General features: G+C 65.6%; 18 protein-coding genes and 1 pseudogene. 14 read left to right on the forward strand and 5 right to left on the reverse strand.

The window, feature by feature from the left end:
- Positions 1-32: 32 nt before the first annotated feature.
- The 4 genes and pseudogenes from ACZLZY_RS11445 to ACZLZY_RS11460 form a co-directional block, all read right to left on the reverse strand.
- Positions 33-1,013, reverse strand: a complete 981-nt coding sequence (locus ACZLZY_RS11445; protein WP_472934032.1) for an asparaginase — start codon at positions 1,011-1,013, stop codon at positions 33-35.
- A gap of 202 nt (positions 1,014-1,215) precedes the next feature.
- Positions 1,216-1,698 (reverse strand): annotated as a pseudogene (locus tag ACZLZY_RS11450) (flavin reductase family protein); the annotation flags it as partial.
- A 215-nt stretch (positions 1,699-1,913) separates the two neighbouring features.
- On the reverse strand, positions 1,914-3,176 hold the full coding sequence (locus ACZLZY_RS11455) for a multidrug effflux MFS transporter (RefSeq protein ID WP_472934033.1): 1,263 nt from the start codon (positions 3,174-3,176) through the stop codon (positions 1,914-1,916).
- Between the two features lie 168 nt (positions 3,177-3,344).
- On the reverse strand, positions 3,345-4,673 hold the full coding sequence (locus tag ACZLZY_RS11460) for an MFS transporter (protein ID WP_472934034.1): 1,329 nt from the start codon (positions 4,671-4,673) through the stop codon (positions 3,345-3,347).
- 222 nt (positions 4,674-4,895) lie between these two features.
- Here ACZLZY_RS11460 and cyoA point away from each other — a divergent pair, with 222 nt between their 5' ends.
- The 13 genes from cyoA to phoB all read left to right on the forward strand — a co-directional run bounded on the left by cyoA (position 4,896) and on the right by phoB (position 18,609).
- Positions 4,896-6,071, forward strand: a complete 1,176-nt coding sequence (gene cyoA, locus ACZLZY_RS11465; RefSeq protein ID WP_496253579.1) for a ubiquinol oxidase subunit II — start codon at positions 4,896-4,898, stop codon at positions 6,069-6,071.
- A 51-nt stretch (positions 6,072-6,122) separates the two neighbouring features.
- Positions 6,123-8,126, forward strand: a complete 2,004-nt coding sequence (gene cyoB, locus ACZLZY_RS11470; RefSeq protein ID WP_472934036.1) for a cytochrome o ubiquinol oxidase subunit I — start codon at positions 6,123-6,125, stop codon at positions 8,124-8,126.
- Positions 8,127-8,163: 37 nt separating this feature from the next.
- Positions 8,164-8,781 (forward strand): cytochrome o ubiquinol oxidase subunit III, encoded by a 618-nt coding sequence (gene cyoC, locus ACZLZY_RS11475; protein WP_472934204.1) that lies wholly within the window; start codon positions 8,164-8,166, stop codon positions 8,779-8,781.
- Positions 8,778-9,167, forward strand: a complete 390-nt coding sequence (cyoD, locus tag ACZLZY_RS11480) for a cytochrome o ubiquinol oxidase subunit IV (protein ID WP_472934037.1) — start codon at positions 8,778-8,780, stop codon at positions 9,165-9,167. The genes cyoC and cyoD overlap by 4 nt, the downstream gene beginning before the upstream one ends.
- Positions 9,164-9,961, forward strand: coding sequence for an SURF1 family protein (locus tag ACZLZY_RS11485; protein ID WP_472934038.1), 798 nt, complete (start codon positions 9,164-9,166; stop codon positions 9,959-9,961). Before cyoD ends, ACZLZY_RS11485 begins: the two co-directional genes overlap by 4 nt.
- On the forward strand, positions 9,958-11,319 hold the full coding sequence (locus ACZLZY_RS11490) for an ATP-binding protein (RefSeq protein WP_472934039.1): 1,362 nt from the start codon (positions 9,958-9,960) through the stop codon (positions 11,317-11,319). Before ACZLZY_RS11485 ends, ACZLZY_RS11490 begins: the two co-directional genes overlap by 4 nt.
- Complete coding sequence (locus ACZLZY_RS11495) at positions 11,309-11,851, forward strand: response regulator transcription factor (protein WP_472934040.1); 543 nt, start codon at positions 11,309-11,311, stop codon at positions 11,849-11,851. The genes ACZLZY_RS11490 and ACZLZY_RS11495 overlap by 11 nt, the downstream gene beginning before the upstream one ends.
- A gap of 412 nt (positions 11,852-12,263) precedes the next feature.
- The gene (locus ACZLZY_RS11500; RefSeq protein WP_472934205.1) at positions 12,264-13,241 is read left to right on the forward strand and encodes a substrate-binding domain-containing protein; all 978 of its coding nucleotides are present in this window, start codon (positions 12,264-12,266) and stop codon (positions 13,239-13,241) included.
- A 103-nt stretch (positions 13,242-13,344) separates the two neighbouring features.
- The gene (gene pstC, locus ACZLZY_RS11505; RefSeq protein ID WP_472934041.1) at positions 13,345-14,829 is read left to right on the forward strand and encodes a phosphate ABC transporter permease subunit PstC; all 1,485 of its coding nucleotides are present in this window, start codon (positions 13,345-13,347) and stop codon (positions 14,827-14,829) included.
- On the forward strand, positions 14,826-16,145 hold the full coding sequence (pstA, locus tag ACZLZY_RS11510) for a phosphate ABC transporter permease PstA (protein WP_472934042.1): 1,320 nt from the start codon (positions 14,826-14,828) through the stop codon (positions 16,143-16,145). Before pstC ends, pstA begins: the two co-directional genes overlap by 4 nt.
- Before the next feature lie 17 nt (positions 16,146-16,162).
- Positions 16,163-16,972 carry a phosphate ABC transporter ATP-binding protein PstB gene (pstB, locus tag ACZLZY_RS11515; RefSeq protein WP_472934043.1) on the forward strand — a complete coding sequence of 270 codons (810 nt, stop codon included), beginning with the start codon at positions 16,163-16,165 and terminating at the stop codon, positions 16,970-16,972.
- A 118-nt stretch (positions 16,973-17,090) separates the two neighbouring features.
- Positions 17,091-17,828, forward strand: a complete 738-nt coding sequence (gene phoU, locus ACZLZY_RS11520; RefSeq protein WP_472934044.1) for a phosphate signaling complex protein PhoU — start codon at positions 17,091-17,093, stop codon at positions 17,826-17,828.
- A gap of 10 nt (positions 17,829-17,838) precedes the next feature.
- On the forward strand, positions 17,839-18,609 hold the full coding sequence (gene phoB / locus ACZLZY_RS11525; protein ID WP_472934045.1) for a phosphate regulon transcriptional regulator PhoB: 771 nt from the start codon (positions 17,839-17,841) through the stop codon (positions 18,607-18,609).
- 29 nt (positions 18,610-18,638) lie between these two features.
- Here phoB and ACZLZY_RS11530 read toward each other — a convergent pair whose 3' ends face one another.
- Positions 18,639-19,535 (reverse strand): alpha/beta fold hydrolase, encoded by an 897-nt coding sequence (locus ACZLZY_RS11530; protein ID WP_472934046.1) that lies wholly within the window; start codon positions 19,533-19,535, stop codon positions 18,639-18,641.
- A 342-nt stretch (positions 19,536-19,877) separates the two neighbouring features.
- Here ACZLZY_RS11530 and ACZLZY_RS11535 point away from each other — a divergent pair, with 342 nt between their 5' ends.
- A complete protein-coding gene (locus ACZLZY_RS11535; protein WP_472934206.1) occupies positions 19,878-20,123 on the forward strand; it encodes a DUF3297 family protein in 246 nt (81 codons plus the stop codon).
- Positions 20,124-20,254: the final 131 nt, after the last annotated feature.

A 20,254-nucleotide genomic window follows, 5' to 3' on the forward strand; every position in this document is an offset into this window, starting at 1 on the left:
CGCCGGCCTCCAGCGCCGGTCCGGCCAGGCGCCTACATTCCCAGCCGCTCGATCTCGGCCGCCAGCGCCTTTCCTTCGAACCCTGCGCCCAGCAGCACCGCCACGGCGATCCGGGCCTTCGGGCCGCTGAGGTCGCCGGCGAAGATCGCGCCGGCGCGCGCCAGATCCTTGCCGCCGCCGGCACCGTAGACCGGGCGCACCCGGCCTTGCGGGCAGCGCGAGGTGATGATCACCGGCAGGCCGGCGGCGATGATGTCGGCGACCGCCGCGGTGACCGATGGCGTGGTATTGCCGATGCCGAACCCCTCCAGCACGATCGCCTTCGCGCCGTCGCCGGCGGCGAAGCGGACGTAGCGGTCGCTTGCCCCCATCACCATCTTGACCAGCTCGACCTCGGTCTCGATCCGCTCGGGCGCGTAATGGAGCCGCTGCGCCGGACGGCGGTGGACGATCACGGTGCCGTCGTCGGTCTCGCCGAGCTTGCCATGCTCGCCCGAGCGGAAGGTGTCGACCCGCGAGGTGTGCGTCTTGGTGACGTCCCGCGCGGCATGGAACTCTTCCTCGAACGAGATCACCACCCCGAGGCCCCGCGTGGCATCGGAGGCAGCGACGCGGATGGCGCTGGCAAGGTTCCTCGGACCGTCGGTATCCGGCATGCCGGCATTGCGCTGGGCGCCGGTGAAGACCACCGGCTTGTCGCCTTCCACCAAGAGGTCGGCGAGATAGGCGCTCTCCTCCATCGTGTCGGTGCCGTGCGCCACCACCACGCCATCGCAGTCGTCGCCCGCGAGATGGGTGCGGATCCGCTGGGCGAGGGAGAAAGCGAGCGGCAGGTCGATGGCGAAGCTGCCGACGCTGCAAAAGTCGTCGACGGTAAGCCCGATGCCGTCCAGCGGATCGTGGAGCGATGCGCGCAGCCGGTCGCCCGACACGCCGGCGACGACGTCGCCGCCCTCGGTCGTGGCGCGCGAGGCGATGGTGCCGCCGGTGGTGATGAGGACGATATTCTTCATGGGGTTGCTCCCGATCTGCGCGGCCGTCGATCGTCTGCGCCGCCGGTTCCAGTGGTGGCTCTCTTGCCACAGCGCGCGCGTCGGCACGACATCGGCGCGCGACATTCAAGCCGTTTTCGCCCCGTCATCACCTCGCCGGTGATGCGTCCTTCAATGCCGCGTCGACCGCCGCCTCGATGTCTACCGACGCCGGCTCGTTTCCCGCCGCCGGCGCCGGCGAAAAATAGCGCCCGCGGGCATAGCCGAGACCGTTACGGTCGCTGCCCTCGAAGGCGACAACCCGGCCGATCAGGATCACGTGGTCGCCCGCCTCCACCGTCTGCTCCATGGTGCAGTCGAACCAGGCGGCGGCGGCAGGAAAGACCGGCGAACCCGCGGGTCCATCATGCCATTCGACCGCGGCAAAGCGATCATCGACCGGCCGGGCAAAGGTGTTCGACACCCCCTCCTGCGCCTCCGACAGGATGTTCACGGCGAACCGCTCGGTCTTCATCATGGCCTCGAGATTGCGCGACGTTTTGGCAATGCACACGAGCAGAAGCGGCGGATCGAGCGAAACCGAGGCGAAGGAATTGGCGGTGAAGCCGATCGGCCGTCCCTCGCCATTGCGCGCGGTCACCACGGTGACGCCGGTGCTGAAGGCACCGAAGGCATCGCGCAAGGCGCGTCGGTCGAAACTCGTCATGCCGTCTCCTCGTCGCGCGACTGCCCGTCTGCATGAACGCCGTTCACCTCCGCCGAACTGGTCTGGCAGGGCCACTTCAGCGCCGGCCTTACAGCTTGTCGCGACCTACGGCAAAGCGTTGCTTTGATAGCGGCAACCTGCGCCAAGAGCACCATCCGGACGGGGCTATACCATAAGAACGGTCACCGGGCGCCGGGCCGATGACGGCTTGCCCGTCAGCGCGGCCGCGGCTGCGTCGGGGTGAACAGGCGGCCCCTTTCGGTGGTGAAGACGATGAGGATCGCGACGAAGCCGAGCACGGCATAGCCGACCGTCAACGGCACCACCGTGCCATCGAAATGCTGGCCGATGTAGAACCCAATCAGCGCGCCGACGACGGTGGTGACGAAGCCCTGGAACGAGGCGGCGGTCCCGGCGATCGCGCCGACCGGCTCCATCGCCATCGAACTGAAGTTGGAGACGATCAGCCCGAAGCAGAACATCATCGCCGACTGCAGCACGATGAACACCGTCAGCGACTCGTGCCCGGTCGAGGCGATCACCGCGTGCAGCGTCGCGGCTGCCGTGAAGCCGATCAGCGCGACGTGCGAAACGAGCCGCATGCCGAGCCGCTCGACAATGCGCGAGTTGACCAGCGAGGAGACCGCGATGAAGAAAGCGATGCCGGCGAAGATCAGCGGAAAGGCCGTGCCGGTCTGGAAGATGCCGACAAAGATCTGCTGCGCCGAATTGATGAAGCCGAACAGCGAGCCGAGGATCGCCGCCGCCGCGAGCGTGTAGCCGAGCGACATCCGGTTCGTCGCCACCGTCCGGAAAGCGCCGAGGATCGAGCCGACCGAGATCGGCAGGCGCAAGCTTTTCGGCAGCGTCTCCGGCAGGCGGCGGGCGGTCCAGACGGCGACGCCGAGCGCGAACAGGCCGAGCAGCAGGAAGATCCACTCCCACGGCGCCACCAGCACGATCCCTTGCCCGACGCTCGGCGCGATCACCGGCACGGCGATGAAGACGATGAAGGCGAAGGACATGACGCGCGCCATGTGCCGGCCGGAATAGCAGTCGCGCACGATAGAGATCGCCAGCACCCGGGTCGCCGCCGAGCCGATGCCCTGCACGACCCGCGCGACCACCATCTGGTCGAGCGAGGTCGCGAGCACCGCGAGCCCGCTTGCGGCGGCGTAGAGGATGAGGCCGAAGATCAGCACCGGCTTGCGCCCGAAACGGTCGGACAGCGGGCCGTAAAACAGCTGTGCGGCGCCAAATCCGAGGAGATAGGAGGTGACGATGAGCTGGCGCTGGTTCTCGGAGACGACGTTAAGGGCAGCGCCAATTTCCGGCAGTGCTGGCAGCATGGAATCGATCGCCAGCGCGTTGACCGCCATCATCGCCGCAATCAGCGCGACGAACTCGCGAAAGCCCATGCCGGCATGCGGCAAAACAGCCGGAACTGACTGGTTCTGGCGAAGGGTAGCATCGGACATGGATCAGGCTTTCGGCATCAAGACGCGGCCACGACGGCGACGATGCATGGCTTGCGCCTATAGCATCGGCCCGAAAATCGAAAACGATTTCCGGACCGGTCGCATAAATAATAAGGGAGGCGTTGCATTTACCTCAAGGAGCCAAACGGGCGCCCGCCGGCGGGGCGCTCAGATGTCGCGCAGCCGCATCCGCTTGTTGATGTAGAGCGCGACGAGCGTGCAGATCGCGCCGGACATCAGATAGACGCCGACCGCTCCGAGGCCGAAGCGGCTGGAGAAGCCAAGCGCTACCAGCGGCGCAAAGCCGGCACCGATCAGCCAGGCGAGATCCGAGGTCAGCGCCGACCCGGTGTAGCGGTTCTCGTTGGCGAAGCTCGAGGCGACGGCACCCGCGGCCTGGCCATGCGACAGACCGAGCAGGGAAAAGCCGATGAGGATGAACGCCGTCTGGCCGGAAGCGCTGCCGCCGAGAAGGAAAGGCGTCACCAGGCTGAAGATGGCGATGCCGACCGCGCAGATCGCGAGGAGGAAGCGACGGCCGATCCGGTCGGCGATGACCCCGGACAGGACGATGCCGATGAGGCAGAGCACCGCACCGTAAAGCTGTATCAGGAGGAACTCGCCGGGCGAGCGGTCGGAGAAGATGTCGATGTAGGAGATCGGAAAGATCGTCACGAGGTGGAAGAGTGCGAAGCTTGCCAGCGGCACGAAGGCGCCGATCAGCACCGCCCTTCCCTGCACCGTCAGGAGCTCAGAAACGCTGACCGGTGCGAGGTCGCGGGTCGTGTAGGCTTGGGCGAACTCCTCGGTCGCGATCAGGCGAAGCCGCGCGAAGAGAGCGACGACGTTGATGGTGAAGGCGACGAAGAAGGGGTAGCGCCAGCCCCAGCCGAGGAAGTCCTCGGTCGATAGATTCAGGAGGAAGAAGGCGAACAGGCCGCTCGCCACGATGAAGCCGATCGGCGCGCCGAGCTGCGGCATCATGGCATACCAGCCGCGGTGCTTCTCCGGGGCGTTGAGCGCCAGCAGCGAGGCAAGGCCATCCCAAGCGCCGCCGAGCGCGAAGCCCTGACCGAGGCGGAACAGGATGAGCGCCGCGATCGAAACGTTGCCGAGCGTCTCATAGCCCGGCAGGAAGGCGATCGAGGCGGTGGAGCCGCCGAGCAGGAAGAGCGCGATGGTCAGCTTGACGCCGCGGCCGTGCCGCCGGTCGATCGCCATGAACACCACCGAACCGATCGGCCGCGCGATAAAGGCAAGGCCGAAGATCGCGAAAGCGTAGAGGGTGCCGGTCAACTGGTCGACGAAAGGAAACAGCAGCGCCGGAAACACCAGCACCGAGGCGATGCCGTAGACGAAGAAGTCGAAGGATTCCGAGGCGCGGCCGATGACCACCCCGAGGGCGATCTCGCCCGGCGAAACGTGCGAGGACTCCGGCGAGACGGCTTGCGCGTCGCTCACGAGTTCCTTGGGAGGGGCCAGGGGCGCCGTGGACATATCATTCTCCTGCCGCCTTGCGGTGTGCCGCATATCCTGTGAACATGAAGCCTGTTGGCGTACCGATAGGGTGCGGAGCCGGCGCTCGTCAAACGAGATTGGCGTCTGGCGCCATGGACAAAACGTCCAATCCCCTCCCTTCACCCTCTACCATAGATGATGCCCCATCGCATCAAGGCTGAGATGACCCCTTTGTCCGCAAGATACCTTCGCATCCTGGCGATGCTTCCCCTCATCGCCCTCCTGGGCGGCTGCAACATGGTGGTCATGAGCCCCTCGGGCGACGTGGCAATGCAGCAGAAGGACCTGATCATCGTTTCGACGATCCTGATGCTGCTGATCATCGTGCCGGTGCTCGTCGCGACGGGCCTTTTCGCCTGGCGTTATCGCGCCTCGAACAAGGATGCGGTCTACGATCCCGACTGGCACCATTCGACCCGCCTCGAAGTCCTGATCTGGACCGCACCGCTGATGATCATCATCGCGCTCGGCGCCGTGACCTGGATTAGCACCCATCTCCTCGATCCCTATCGGCCGCTTAACCGGATCGATGCCAACCGCCCCGTCGGCGACATCAAGCCGATCACCGTCGAGGTCGTCGCGCTGCCGTGGAAGTGGATGTTCATCTATCCCGAGCTCGGCATCGCCACGGTCAACGAACTGGCGGCGCCGATCGACGTGCCCATCAACTTCAAGATCACCTCTTCAGCGATCATGAACTCCTTCTACATCCCGGCTCTGGCGGGCCAGATCTATGCCATGGCCGGCATGGAGACGAAGATGCATGCGGTGATCAACAAGCCCGGCGTCTACACCGGCATCTCGGCCAACTACTCCGGCGCCGGCTTCTCGGGCATGAACTTCAAGTTCCACGGCCTGGCGCAAGGGGACTTCGACACCTGGGTCGAGAAGGTGAAGACGCAAGGCACCGCGCTCAACCGGAATGCCTACCTCGTCCTCGAAAAGCCGAGCGAGAAGGTTCCGCCGCGCTACTTCGCCACCGTCGAGCAGGATCTCTACCAGGCGATCCTCAACATGTGCGCCGCCCCCGGCAAGATGTGCATGGACGAGATGATGAAGATCGACGCCCAGGGCGGCGGCGGCGAGGACAGCACCGCGGTGCGCGAGCGGCTGATGCAAGGCACCCACGACTTCGACAGTTTCGGCCACAGCTTCTCGCAAGGCGAGGAGGCGATCGGCGCCACCTTCCCGGCAACGAACCGCTCGTCGAAATCGAGCGAGCAGCCCGAAGGCATGCAGAACCGGCCGAACGCCACTCCGCCGGCCGGCGAGCCGGGTGCCGAGGCCCCGACCGGTCCGGACCAGTCGATGCCAGGAATGGACATGCCGCAGACGGAAGGGGGCCAGAACCCTGCCCCGACCCAGTTGGATCAGTAAGGCCGTCAGGCACTTCGCGCCGGACCCACAGACCAGAACGAGCAGCATCCGATGTTCAACGATATGAATCTTCAGCAACTGATCTTCGGGCGGCTGACGCTCGAGGCGATCCCCTATCACGAGCCAATCCTCGTCGGTACGTTCGCCGCGGTGGCGCTGGGCGGCATCGCGATCGTCGCGGCGCTGACCTATTTCCGCCTCTGGGGTTACCTCTGGACCGAATGGTTCACGTCCGTCGATCATAAGAAGATCGGCATCATGTACATCATCCTGTCGATCGTGATGCTGCTGCGCGGCTTCTCGGACGCCATCATGATGCGCGCCCAGCAGGCCATGGCCTTTGGCGACGCCCAGGGCTTCCTGCCGCCGCACCACTATGATCAGGTGTTCACGGCGCACGGCGTGATCATGATCTTCTTCTTCGCCATGCCGCTCGTCACCGGCATCATGAACTTCGTCGTGCCGCTGCAGATCGGCGCGCGCGACGTCGCCTTCCCCTTCCTCAACAATTTCAGCTTCTGGATGACCGTCGGCGGCGCCGTGACGATCATGCTCTCGCTGTTCGTCGGCGAGTTCGCGCGCACCGGCTGGCTGGCCTATCCGCCGCTGTCGGGGGCGACCTTCAGTCCGGGCGTCGGCGTCGACTATTACATCTGGGGCCTGCAGATCGCCGGCGTCGGCACGCTGCTGTCCGGCATCAACCTCCTCGTCACCATCGTGAAGATGCGCGCGCCCGGCATGACCATGATGCGGATGCCGATCTTCACCTGGACCTCGCTCTGCACCAACGTCCTGATCGTCGCCGCCTTCCCGGTGCTGACGGCAGTGCTCGCCCTCCTGTCGCTTGATCGCTACGTCGGCACGAATTTCTTTTCGAACGACCTCGGCGGCAACCCGATGATGTACGTCAACCTCATCTGGATCTGGGGCCATCCGGAGGTCTACATCCTCATCCTGCCGGCCTTCGGCATCTTCTCCGAGATCGTCGCGACCTTCTGCGGCAAGCGCCTGTTCGGCTATGCCTCGATGGTCTACGCGACCGTCGTCATCACCATCCTCTCCTACCTCGTCTGGCTGCACCACTTCTTCACCATGGGCTCGGGCGCCAGCGTCAACTCGTTCTTCGGCATCACCACGATGATCATCTCGATCCCGACGGGCGCGAAGATCTTCAACTGGCTGTTCACGATGTACCGCGGGCGCATCCGCTTCGAGGTGCCGATGCTGTGGACGCTCGGCTTCATGGTGACCTTCGTCATCGGCGGCATGACCGGCGTGCTGCTCGCCGTGCCGCCGGCCGACTTCGTCCTCCACAACTCGCTCTTCCTCATCGCCCACTTCCACAACGTCATCATCGGCGGCGTGGTGTTCGGCCTGATGGCGGGCATCAATTACTGGTACCCGAAGGCCTTCGGCTACAAGCTCGACGCCTTCTGGGGCAAGATGAGCTTCTGGTTCTGGCTGACCGGCTTCTACTTCGCCTTCATGCCGCTGTACGTGCTCGGCCTGATGGGCGTGACGCGCCGCCTCAGCCACTTCGAGGACCCGTCGCTGCAGATCTGGTTCATCATCGCGGCCTTCGGTGCGGTGCTGATCGCGCTCGGCATCGGCTCCTTCCTGATCCAGCTGGTCGTCAGCTATCGCAACCGCGCGGCGCTCGCCGACCTCACCGGCGACCCCTGGGGTGGACGGACGCTGGAATGGTCGACCGCCTCCCCGCCGCCGTCCTACAACTTCGCCTTCACACCCGTGGTGCACGACCATGACGCGTGGTGGGACATGAAGCAGCGCGGTTATGTCCGCCCGCTGAAGGGTTTCCGTTCGATCCACATGCCGAGCGGCACCGGCGCCGGCGTGATCATTGCCGGACTCTCCACCGCCCTCGGCTTCGGCATGATCTGGTACATCTGGTGGCTGGCGGCGCTGTCCTTCATCGGCATCATCGCCGTCGCGATCGTCCACAGCTTCAACTACAAGCGCGACTTCCACATCCCCGAAGGCGACGTGGTGCGCGAGGAAGACCAGCGCAGCCGCCTGCTGGCACAGGGGGTCTGAGACCATGGTTTCGACGACTGCAATGACCCCGGGCGCCATGACGGTCGAGCCCGGCGAAGACATCAACCGCTTCTACGTCGAGGGTGAGGAACCCCATCCGGAGAACGGCACGATGCTGGGCTTCTGGATCTACCTGATGAGCGACTGTCTCATCTTCGCGGTCCTGTTTGCCTGCTATGGCGTCTACGGCCGCAGCTATGCCGCCGGCCCCTCGGGGGCGGACCTGTTCGACCTGCCGCTGGTGGCGGTCAACACCGCCATGCTGCTGTTCTCCTCGATCACCTACGGTATGGCGATGCTGGCGATGGAGAAGGGCCGGCAGCGAGCGACGCTCGGCTGGCTGGCGCTGACCGGCGTCCTCGGCCTCGTCTTCCTCGCGCTCGAACTCTACGAGTTCGCCCACCTCATCCACATCGGCGCCGGCCCGCAGCGCAGCGCGTTCCTGTCGTCCTTCTTCACCCTCGTCGGGACGCACGGACTGCACGTCACTTTCGGCATCATCTGGCTGGTGGTGCTGATGACCCAGGTCGCCCGCCACGGCCTGATCGAGGCCAACCGTCGCCGTCTGATGTGCCTGTCGATGTTCTGGCACTTCCTTGACGTGATCTGGATCGGCGTCTTCTCCTTTGTCTACCTGATGGGTGTCCTGCCATGAGCGAGAACAACCTGGTTCACGCTGCCCCGAACGCCACCGACCATGGGCACGAGGGCAAGCACGGCACCCGCCAGAGCTACCTCATCGGCTTCGCGCTGTCGGTGGTCCTCACGGCGATCCCGTTCTGGCTGGTGATGGCCGACATCATCACCAGCTCGCGGGTGGCGGGCATTGCGATCATGGTGCTGGCGGCGATCCAGATCGTCGTGCACATGGTCTACTTCCTGCACATGAACACCAAGTCCGAGCAGGGCTGGAACATGCTGGCGCTGATCTTCACCGTGGTGATCGTCGTCATCACCCTCGCCGGATCACTCTGGGTGATGTTCCACCTCAACAACAACATGATGCCGATGTCGCAGCATGAAATGAAGAACATGCCGTGACGACGGGAGGCCGGCCCGAAGTCCGCGATACCCGCCCTGCCCGGGCGGGCCGTATCGCGGTTGCGCTCGCCGGCCTCTTCGTCTTCATCACGCTGATCGCCCTCGGCGCCTGGCAGGTCCAGCGCCTCGGCTGGAAGCTCGACCTGATCGCCAGGGTCGATGCCCGCGTCCACGCCGAACCCGCGCCGCCGCCCACCGCGGCCGTCTGGCCGGCCATTGCCGACGAGGAGTACCGGCGCCTCCGCCTCGACGGCACCTTCCGCAACGACCGCGAGACACTGGTCCAGGCCGTTACCGCGCTCGGCCCCGGCTTCTGGGTGCTGACGCCGTTGCAGCGCGCAAACGGCGAGACGATCCTCGTCAACCGCGGCTTCGTGCCGCCGGACCGCCGCGATCCCGCCACCCGCATTGCCGGCCAGATCGAGGGGCCGACAACGGTGACCGGCCTTCTGCGCCTCTCCGAGCCGGGCGGCGGCTTTCTGCGCGCGAACGACCCGGTCGGCGGGCGCTGGTACTCGCGCGACGTCGCCGCTATTACCTCGGCGCGCGGGCTGACGGACACGGCGCCCTACTTCATCGATGCCGACGCGGCGCCCAACATCGGCGGCTGGCCGGTCGGCGGGCTCACGGTCATCGCCTTCACCAACCATCATCTCGTCTATGCCACCACCTGGTTCACCCTCGCCGCGATGCTCGCGGCCGTCGGCGTCTGGGCATGGCGCGCGCGGCGCCGCCCTGCGGCATCGCAAATAGGCGAAGACGGCCTGTCGGCACCCGGGTCCCCTGCCCCATGATCCGCCTCACCCCAGAGACGGCGGCGGCGACCGAGCAGACCCTCTTCGGCGACGTCTTCCGGCCGCAATGGACCGGTGAGGATCCGCTGCCGAACGACGACCTCACCGGCCGCAAGAATTTCCTGCTGCTGATCCAGCTGCGCTGGCTCGCGGTCGCTGGCCAGGTGTTCAGCATGATGGTCGTCGCCATCGCGCTCGAGATCCCCCTGCCGCTCGGTCCAATGGGCCTCGTCATCGGGCTGCTGGTCGCGCTGAACTTCGCGAGCCACCTCCGGCTGCGGCGACAGAGCAGCGTCAGCAATGGCGAACTCTTCGGCGCGCTGCTCTTCGACCTCGCGGCGCTGACGGCGCAGCTGGCGCTCAGCGGTGGTGCATCCAATCCCTTCGTCTTCCTCTACCTCCTCCAGGTCACGCTCGGCGCGGTGCTGCTCGAGGCCTGGTCGACGGTGGTGCTGGTCGCCCTGTCGATCCTCTGCTTTGCCGGCCTGACTCTGTTCTACGTGCCGCTGGAGTTCGGCGCGCATCCGGGCCTCGGCGTCGAGAGCCTGCAGATCACCGGCATGCTGATCTGTTTTGCGATCAATGCGGCCTTGCTCGCGGTCTTCGTCACCCGGATCAACCGCAATCTTAGCGAGCGCGAGGCCCGGCTTGCCGGCATGCGCCAGCGCGCCGCCGAGGAAGACCACATCGTCCGGATGGGACTTCTAGCCTCCGGGGCCGCGCATGAACTCGGCACGCCGCTGGCAACGCTCTCCATCATCCTCGGCGACTGGCGCCGCATGCCGGCGCTCGGCAACGACCCCGAGCTTTCCGAGGAAATCGCGGCCATGCAGGCCGAGGTGCAGCGCTGCAAGACGATCGTCACCAGCATCCTGCTCTCGGCCGGCGAGACGCGCGGCGAGTCGGCCGGGGCGACGACGCTTCTCGACTTCCTCGACGGTCTCGTCGACGACTGGCGGGCGACCAAGCCGCTCGCCCGCCTGGCCTACGAGAACGGCATCGACGACGACATCGCCATCGTCGCGGAATCGACGCTGCGCCAGGGTCTGTTCAACATCCTCGACAACGCTTTCGAGGCCGGCGAGGGTTGGCTGCGCCTGACCGCCTCGCTGCAGGACGACACACTGCTTCTGGCCGTCGAGGACGATGGGCCCGGCTTTCCGGCCGAGATGCTGGCGACGGTCGGAAAACCCTACCAGTCGAGCAAGGGCCGGCTCGGCGGCGGGCTCGGCCTGTTCCTGCTGGTCAATGTCGTGCGCAAGCTCGGCGGCAGCGTCGATGCGCGCAACCGGCCGGAGGGCGGCGCCATCGTCTCCCTGGCGCTACCCTTGGAGGCCTTGGCGATCGATGGACGGTGATACGACGGAAAAGCTGCTGGTCGTCGTCGACGACGACGAAGCCTTTGCCAAGACGCTAAAGCGCTCCTTCGAGCGGCGCGGCTACACGGTTCGCGTCGCGCCGGACCTTGCGGCCTTGCGTTCGGTGCTGGAGGAAGCGACCCCCGGCTATGCGGTGGTCGACCTGAAGCTCGCCGGCGCCTCGGGCCTTGCCTGCGTGGAGGCGCTGCACGAGCACGAACCCGACATGCTGATCGTCGTGCTCACCGGTTTTGCCAGCATCGCGACCGCCGTCGAGGCGATCAAGCTCGGCGCCTGCCACTACCTCGCCAAGCCCTCGAACACCGACGACATCGAGGCCGCTTTCGGCCGTGGCGCCGGCGATACCGCCGTGCCGCTGACCGGCCGGCCGACATCGATCAAGACGCTGGAATGGGAGCGGATCCACGAGGTGCTGGCAGAGACCGACTTCAACATCTCCGAGACCGCGCGCCGCCTCGGAATGCACCGCCGCACGCTCGCGCGGAAACTGGAGAAGCGGCAGGTCAACTGACCACCGCCACTCCGTCTCACGTTCTTGCCGCCGCGCCGGTGACGCAAGATCGTGCCCCCGAGCGACCGGGCCAGCGCGGGCACGATTCCGCAGGGGAAGCCGAAGAGTCAGCACGCCCCTTCGAAATCGCGGCCTGAGTCCGCTACATGGTCTCGACTTCGAACTGACACAAAAGCGGACTCGGACGGGAATAAGCCAATTTTGTCAAAGCCTTGGACAGTCATTTCAGCATTATTCGACTGTCACATTAGCTTCATCGCCCGCCTGTAGAGGAAAGCCGAACCGCAGCCGCAGCGCCAGAACGGCTGCGCATCCGGTTCGTCGTTGAAACTCCTCAAGGAGCACACCCGTGACCTCTCGCACGATCGCCAGCCTCGCGCTCAGCGCCTCCTTCGCCTTCGCGCTGCCTGCGATGGCCCAGAACGCCGATCCGATCCAGATCGCCGGCTCCTCGACCGTTCTCCCCTACGCCCAGATCGTCGCCGAGAACTTCGGCGAGACCTTCCCCGACTTCGGCACCCCGGTCGTCGAGTCCGGCGGTTCGGGCGCTGGCCTGAAGCAGTTCTGCTCGGGCGTCGGCCCGGACACCATCGACATCGCCAACTCCTCGCGTCCGATCAAGGACTCCGAGAAGGAGACCTGCGTCAAGAACGGCGTGACCGACATCCAGGAAGTCAAGTTCGGCTATGACGGCATCGTCTTCGCGACCGATGCGGCCGGCCCGGACTTCAAGCTGACCCCGGACATGGTCTTCAAGGCGCTGACCGCCAAGACCGTCGTCGACGGCAAGGTCGTCGATAACGCCGCCAAGACCTGGGCCGACGTCGATGCCTCGCTTCCGGCCTGGAAGATCGAAGCCTACATTCCCGGCGAGAAGCATGGCACGCGCGAAGTCTTCGAAGAGAAGCTGCTCGCCGCCGGCTGCAAGTCGACCGGTGCCGCCGAGGCCTACAAGGCTGCCGGCATGGACGAGAAAGCCGTTGGCGAACAGTGCCACTCGGTCCGCAAGGACGGCGCTGCCATCGACATCGACGGTGACTACAGCGAGACCCTCGCCCGCATCGCCGCCAACAAGCAGGGCGTCGGCGTCTTCGGCCTAGCCTTCTACGAGCAGAACCAGGACAAGCTGAAGGTCGCGACCGTCAACGACATCGTGCCGACCGTCGAGACCATCTCGACCGGCAAGTACCCCGTGTCGCGCCCGCTCTTCTTCTACGTCAAGAAGGCGCACATCGGCGTCGTCCCAGGCCTGAAGGAATATGCCGACTTCTTCCTCTCCGAGCAGATGATCGGTGCCGACGGCCCATTGGCCCAGTACGGCCTCGTGCCGGCGCCGGATGCCGAGCGCGAGTCGTACCGCACCGACTTCGATGCCGGGAAGACCATGTAAGCAGTGACCGCGGGTACCCGGCCTCGCCGGGTGCCCGCACCTTTTGCTGCCGCCGCTTCAGGGCGATCGCCCCGCCTGAACCTTGCGAAGATAGGGATATTCGGTGTCAATTTTTGCGATTGTCGTAATCGTCTTCCTGATCGGGGCGATCGGCGCTTTTCTGGCGCAGAAGAAGAGCCGCGGGCTCCAGATCGAGCCCGGCCAGAAGATGCACTCGCGGCCGGCCTACCACGGCTCGTTCGTGTTCTGCTGGGCGGTCGTGGCGGCGCTCATCGCGCTCCTGATCTGCCTGATCGCCGCCCCCGTCGCGATCAACCGTAATCTTTCCGCGCACATGCCGACCGCTGCCGCCGACGGCGCCGCGCCCGCGAACGTGAATCTCGCCTACGAGATGATCGGCGCCATCGGCAACGGACTGCGCCTGCTGCCCTCCGACGAGCAAGCCGCTGCCTCGAGCCTGCCGGTGTCCGAGCTGCGCCCGCTGCTGCAGCGCCGCGGCATCGCCGTCGCGTCCTCGACCGAGGACTACATGGTCGCCCTAGCGGTCGAGAAGAACAAACTCGAGGACTATTCCCGGCTGGCGACGACCATCCTCGTCCTGGCGATGGCGCTGGCGGGTGCCGCCTACGGCCTGTCGAAGATCGCGGTCCGCCTGCGCGCCCGCAACCAGGTCGAGACCGTCGTCCGCTCGATCCTGATCCTCTGCTCCTCGATCGCCATCCTCACCACGGTCGGCATCATCGTCTCGATGTTCTCCGAGGCGGCCGACTTCTTCTCCCGCGTCAGCCCGCAGAGCTTCTTCTTCGGCACCACCTGGGACCCGCGCTTTGCCGGCGGCAGCGGCCAGGAAGGCCAGTTCGGCCTGATCCCGCTCTTTGCCGGCACGCTCTACATCGCCTTCGTCGCCATGCTCTTCGCCGTGCCGATCGGTCTGTTCGCCGCGATCTACATGGCGGAATATGCGAGCTCCAGCGTTCGCTCGGTGGTCAAGCCGCTGCTCGAAGTGCTCGCGGGCATCCCAACCATCGTCTACGGCTTCTTCGCCCTCGTCACGGTCGGACCGTTCCTACGCGACATGTCGAGCCAGCTGCACGGTCTCGTCACCGGCGACTATACGAGCTTCATCCAGGCGCAGAGCATTCTCACCGCGGGCCTGGTGATGGGCATCATGCTGATCCCCTTCGTGTCCTCGCTGTCCGACGACATCATCACGGCCGTCCCCGGATCCCTGCGGGACGGCTCGCTCGGCCTCGGCGCCACCCGCTCGGAGACGGTAAAACGCGTCATCCTGCCGGCGGCGCTGCCCGGCATCGTCTCGGCGCTGCTGCTCACCGCCTCCCGCGCCATCGGCGAGACGATGATCGTCGTGCTGGCCGCGGGCGTCGCCGCCAACCTCACCATCAACCCTTTCGAGGCGATGACCACGGTCACCGTTAAGATCGTCAACCAGTTGACCGGCGATCTCGTCTTCAACTCGCCGCAGACGCTGGTGGCCTTCGCGCTCGGCCTCACCCTCTTCGCGGTGACGCTCTGCCTCAACATCTTTGCCCTCTACATCGTCCGTAAGTACCGGGAGCAGTACGAATGACCGACGCGACCGTCGACGGCGCCCGCGCGCCAAGCCATGCCGCCCCCCGTCGCGACATCGGGATTAAGAAGCGCTACGCCGCCGAGCGCCGCTTCAAGACTTATGGCATCATCGCCATCCTGATCGGTCTTGCCTTCCTGGTGCTGCTGCTCTGGAGCGTCGTCTCCAAGGGCTATACCGCGTTCTTCCAGACCGAGATCCGGCTGCCCATCACCTTCGAACAGTCGATCGTCGACCCGAAGAACACCGGCGGTAAGGACGACAAGGCCCTGATGATGGCCAACTATCCGCGGCTGGCGCAGAACGCCATCGTCGCGGCGCTGAAGATCGACCCGAACGACAAGGCCGCCGTCAAGGAAGCCTCCGCCCTCGTGTCGCAAGGCGTGCGCATCCAGCTGCGCAACGAGGTGATGAACGACCTCACGATCATCGGCCAGACCCGCGACCTCTGGGTGTTCGCGGACTCGAAGGTCGACAGCTCGGTGAAGGGCCAGTTCGACAACACCGTCGAGGAAAGCCGGCGGCCGATCAACGACCGCCAGCTCGGCTGGATCAAGCAGCTCGAGGAAGCCGGCCAGCTGGAGCAGCGCTTCAACTGGGGCCTGTTCACCTTCGGCGGCTCGAGCCGCGCTGAAACCTCGGGCGTCGGCGTCGCGCTGATCGGCTCGGCCTACATGATGCTGATCGTTCTCGCTCTGGCGCTGCCGATCGGCGTCGCCGCCTCGATCTATCTCGAGGAATTTGCCCCGAAGAACCGCCTGACCGACCTTATCGAGGTCAACATCAACAACCTCGCGGCGGTGCCCTCGATCGTCTACGGTCTGCTCGGCCTTGCGGTCTTCATCAACTATTTCGGCATGCCCCGCTCGGCCGCGCTGGTCGGCGGCCTCGTGCTCAGCCTGATGACCTTGCCGACGATCATCATCGCCACGCGGGCAGCCCTCAAGGCGGTGCCGCCCTCGATCCGCGCCGCGGCCCTCGGCCTTGGCGCCTCCAAGATGCAGATGGTGTTCCAGCACGTCCTGCCGCTGGCCGCTCCCGGCATCCTGACCGGCACGATCATCGGCCTAGCACACGCCCTCGGCGAGACGGCGCCGCTGCTGCTCATCGGAATGGTGGCCTTCGTCGCAGACGTGCCTTCCTCGCCGCTGGCCGCCTCGACCGCCTTGCCCGTGCAAATCTACATGTGGGCGAACGAGGCGGAACGTGCTTTCGTGGAACGCACGTCCGGCGCCATCATGATCCTGCTTCTTTTCCTGGCTGCAATGAACCTTGCAGCCGTCATCCTTCGGCGGCGCTTCGAGCGTCGCTGGTAGAACGGTGGACAGAAATGATGGAAAATATTCAAGCGACACTCAATAAAGGTCCCGCCGTGCATTCAAACCGTCCGATCAAGATGAAGGGCGAGAACGTCACCGTCCATTACGGTGGCAAGCAGGCGCTGCATGGCGTCAGCCTCGACGTCCAGGATCGCCAGGTCACCGCGCTGATCGGCCCGTCGGGCTGCGGCAAGTCGACCTTCCTGCGCTGCCTCAACCGGATGAACGACACCATCGATCACTGCAAGGTCGGCGGTCTCATCACCCTCGACGGCGAGAACGTCTACAACCCCGCCATCGACGTCGTCGAGCTCCGGGCCCGCGTCGGCATGGTGTTCCAGAAGCCGAACCCGTTCCCGAAGTCGATCTTCGAGAACGTCTCCTACGGCCCGCGCATCCACGGCCTCGCCAAGTCGAAGACCGATCTGGAAGAGATCGTCGTCACCAGCCTGCGCCGCGCCGGCCTTTACGAAGAGGTCAAGGACCGGCTCGACGAGGCCGGCACCGGCCTCTCCGGCGGCCAGCAGCAGCGCCTTTGCATCGCCCGCGCGATCGCTGTGTCGCCCGAGGTCATCCTGATGGACGAGCCCTGCTCGGCCCTCGACCCGATCGCCACCGCCAAGGTGGAGGAGCTGATCGACGAGCTGAAGCAGAACTACACGATCGTCATCGTCACCCATTCGATGCAGCAGGCGGCCCGCGTCAGCCAGGTCACCGCCATGTTCCATCTCGGCAACATCGCCGAGGTCGGCCCGACCGAGAAGATGTTCCAGAACCCGGACGACAAGCGCACGCAGGACTACATCACCGGCCGCTTCGGCTGAACCAGCCGGCCGCGCCCCAAGACGGGCGCGGCCGGCGTATCCAATGATCCGCATCGCCGGCCGCGACCCGAGAGTCCCGCGACGGCAGCTGCGCCCAACGAGAACAGGGAGACGAACCATGGACGAGCACATCGTCACGTCCTACGACGAGGAACTGAAGTTCATCGTCCGGCGCATTTCCGAGATGGGCGGCCAGGCGGAACGCATGGTCGAGCGCTCGGTCGCCGCGCTCATCAACAGCGACTGGGGCCTTGCCCAGTCGGTCGTTGCGGATGACCTGATGCTCGACGCCGCCCAGCGCGAGCTCGACGAGCGTGCCATCATGACCATCGCCAAGCGCCAGCCGATGGCGCAGGACCTGCGCGAGATCGTCGGCGCGATCCGCATCTCCAGCGACCTCGAGCGCATCGGCGACCTCGGCAAGAACATCGCCAAGCGCGTCATCGCCGTGCACGAGCACCAGCAGCCGATCAAGCTGGTGCGTGGCATCGAGCATCTCTCCGAGCTCGCCATCGAGCAGCTGAAGGAAGTGCTCGACGCCTATGCCAGCCGCGACCACGTCCGCGCCCAGGCGATCCGCGAGGCGGATGAAGAAATCGACGCCATGTACACGTCGATCTTCCGCGAGTTGCTGACCTACATGATGGAAGATCCGCGCAACATCACCGCCTGCACGCATCTCCTCTTCAGCGCCAAGAACATTGAGCGCATCGGCGACCACGCCACCAACATTGCCGAGACCATCTACTACATCAAGACCGGTGAGCAGATGGAATCCGAGCGGCCGAAGAGTGACACCACCCCGTCGATGACCGTTGGCGTGAAGGATTCCGGCCCGTCGACCGGAAACATGTAGGAACAGGCAGATGAACGCGCGCATCGTCGTCGTCGAGGACGAGGAGGCCCTGGGCGTCCTCCTCCGCTACAATCTCGAAGCCGAGGGCTACACCGTCGAAGTCATCGACAATGGAGACGAAGCCGATCTTCGGCTCAAGGAGCAGACGCCCGACCTCATCATCCTCGATTGGATGCTGCCTGGCATTTCCGGCGTCGAGATCTGCCGTCGGGTACGCGGCCGGCCGGCGACGGAACGCCTGCCGATCCTGATGCTCACCGCCCGCGGCGAGGAGAAGCAGCGGATCCAGGGACTGACGACGGGCGCCGACGACTATCTCGTAAAGCCGTTCTCGATGGCCGAGCTGATGGCCCGGGTGCGCAGCCTCCTCTGGCGCTCCAACCCACAGAAGCTGTCCGACCATCTGACCGCTGGCGACATCAAGCTCGACCGCGCCAACCACCGCGCCTACCGCAACGGCCGCGAGCTGAAGCTCGGACCGACCGAGTTCAAGCTCCTGCAGTTCTTCATGATCTCGCCCGGCCGGGTGTTTTCGCGCGAGCAGCTGCTCGACGGCGTCTGGGGCCGCGACATCTATGTCGACGAGCGCACCGTCGACGTCCACATCGGCCGCCTGCGCAAGGCGATCAACCGCGGCCGCCAGCGCGACCCCGTCCGCACCGTCCGCGGCGCCGGCTACTCCTTCGACGAGCATTTCGCCGCCGTGGTGCCGACCTTGCAGCGCAGCGCCGACGACGAAGGCAAGATGGCGCTGGCCGAGCGTCAGGCAAGCGAGGGCTGACGCCTCAGTTTGAAGGAACGCGCCTCCGCTCACCCTCCGCCGCGAACCGCCAGACCAGCCTTGCCCGGTGACGGGTCCTTGAAATCTTGCAGGACCGTGCCGGCCTCGTCGGCCTGCCGGCTTGCGGCGCTGCCGGGTGCGTCGACGAAGGCGAGCACCGCCTCGGCGTAGCCGACCGGGTCCTCCAGCGGGGCGGAGTGGCCGACATTCGGGAGCAGCAAGAAGTGCGCACCGGGAATGGCGTTGGCGATCATCTCGGTATGCTCGCGGCTGATCGCCTCGTCGTGGTCGCCGATGACGATCATCGTCGGAACGGTGATCGAGGCCAGCTGCGCCAGCGTGAAGTTCGGCTCGTTGGCCCAGAGCGCGAAGATTTCGTCGTCGATGTTGTCGTAGTGGCCGAGCGCCGGCAGAGCCTTGCCCTCCGCGATCGCCTTGCGGTTGGCGAGGGCGCCGTCGGGCGTCACGTTGGCGGCCTGGATGAACATTCCCGACAGCCGGTCGGGGTGGTGGATGGCGATTTCGAGGCCGATGATGCCGCCATCGCTCCAGCCGACCAGCGATACTTTCGGCAGCTTCAGGAGATCGAGGAGCTTTAGGTAGTCGCGCGCCATCAGGTGATAGGTGATCGGCTTCTTGTCGCGCGTCGAGCGGCCCTGCCCGCGGCTGTCGGCGACGATAACGAGGTGATGCGCCGAGAGCGTCGCGATCTGCTGCCGCCAGACGTCTCCGCTGGCAAGGCCTCCGGGGATCAGCAGGATCGGCGGCCCCTTGCCGTAGATCTGGTAGAACATCGAGATGCCGTCGACATGCGCAAAGCCTGAATCGCGTGGTTTGACGAGCTTCAGCCGCGCTTCGGCTGTCTGGACCCCACCCACGCTCATCGCCAGTGCCAAGGCGCAGAGCAATCCGACGATCCGTTTCATGGGCGGCTCCATGTCCAAATTTTCCCAATCCTGAGCGCTTGCGCGTTGCAGCACAAGCATTGGAAGCGTCGAAAGATCCGGCTTTCCGTGCCTCCGGCTCGGCGCTGCAGGGTCTTCAGGCAGGCGGACACTCTCCCGTCAAGCACGACTGCGTGAGCGGCTGCCGGGAGCGCGCCAGGGCATGGAGCGCCGAGGCGTATTGCAACAAGTGTTGGCGAAACCCCGCCAAGCTTGTATCTCCGGCGCAACGCATGAAAAGATGAGACGCTGGACATGACCGACACACCCAAGGCCGAGACCTCCGAGACGCCAGCCACCGAGACGGCCGAGCACGCGGCACCGATGGCCGACATCGCCTTGCCCGACCGCCTTGCGGCCGATCCGTCGAGCCCGTTCCACAATCCCGAACTGCTGGCGATGGGTATCGGCGTCCGGTTCAAGGGCGTCGAGAAGACCAATGTCGAGGAATACTGCGTCAGCGAAGGCTGGATCCGCGTTCCCGCCGGCAATGCCAAGGACCGCCGCGGCAATCCGATGACGCTGAAGCTGAAGGGCCCGGTCGAGGTCTATCTGCGCGGAGAGGACTGAGGCCGCCGGCAAGGCGCTTTCCATCTTGGACTGCCGCACTTTGGGGCGCGACAATCCGTCGAATGCGGTCCGACAGAGCGCCGTGCGTCCCTAAGGGACACACGGCGCTCTGTCTTCTTTGTACTGAAAGC

The sequence above is a fragment of the Mesocryomonas lacus genome (assembly GCF_055730135.2).

Coding starts and splice junctions, on each gene's coding strand:
- ACZLZY_RS11445 (WP_472934032.1), bottom strand. CDS start 1,013: ATGAAGAATATCGTCCTCATCACCACCGGCGGCACCATCGCCTCGCGC.
- ACZLZY_RS11455 (WP_472934033.1), bottom strand. CDS start 3,176: ATGTCCGATGCTACCCTTCGCCAGAACCAGTCAGTTCCGGCTGTTTTG.
- ACZLZY_RS11460 (WP_472934034.1), bottom strand. CDS start 4,673: ATGTCCACGGCGCCCCTGGCCCCTCCCAAGGAACTCGTGAGCGACGCG.
- cyoA (WP_496253579.1), top strand. CDS start 4,896: ATGCTTCCCCTCATCGCCCTCCTGGGCGGCTGCAACATGGTGGTCATG.
- cyoB (WP_472934036.1), top strand. CDS start 6,123: ATGTTCAACGATATGAATCTTCAGCAACTGATCTTCGGGCGGCTGACG.
- cyoC (WP_472934204.1), top strand. CDS start 8,164: ATGACGGTCGAGCCCGGCGAAGACATCAACCGCTTCTACGTCGAGGGT.
- cyoD (WP_472934037.1), top strand. CDS start 8,778: ATGAGCGAGAACAACCTGGTTCACGCTGCCCCGAACGCCACCGACCAT.
- ACZLZY_RS11490 (WP_472934039.1), top strand. CDS start 9,958: ATGATCCGCCTCACCCCAGAGACGGCGGCGGCGACCGAGCAGACCCTC.
- ACZLZY_RS11495 (WP_472934040.1), top strand. CDS start 11,309: ATGGACGGTGATACGACGGAAAAGCTGCTGGTCGTCGTCGACGACGAC.
- ACZLZY_RS11500 (WP_472934205.1), top strand. CDS start 12,264: ATGGCCCAGAACGCCGATCCGATCCAGATCGCCGGCTCCTCGACCGTT.
- pstA (WP_472934042.1), top strand. CDS start 14,826: ATGACCGACGCGACCGTCGACGGCGCCCGCGCGCCAAGCCATGCCGCC.
- pstB (WP_472934043.1), top strand. CDS start 16,163: ATGGAAAATATTCAAGCGACACTCAATAAAGGTCCCGCCGTGCATTCA.
- phoU (WP_472934044.1), top strand. CDS start 17,091: ATGGACGAGCACATCGTCACGTCCTACGACGAGGAACTGAAGTTCATC.
- phoB (WP_472934045.1), top strand. CDS start 17,839: ATGAACGCGCGCATCGTCGTCGTCGAGGACGAGGAGGCCCTGGGCGTC.
- ACZLZY_RS11530 (WP_472934046.1), bottom strand. CDS start 19,535: ATGAAACGGATCGTCGGATTGCTCTGCGCCTTGGCACTGGCGATGAGC.
- ACZLZY_RS11535 (WP_472934206.1), top strand. CDS start 19,878: ATGGCCGACATCGCCTTGCCCGACCGCCTTGCGGCCGATCCGTCGAGC.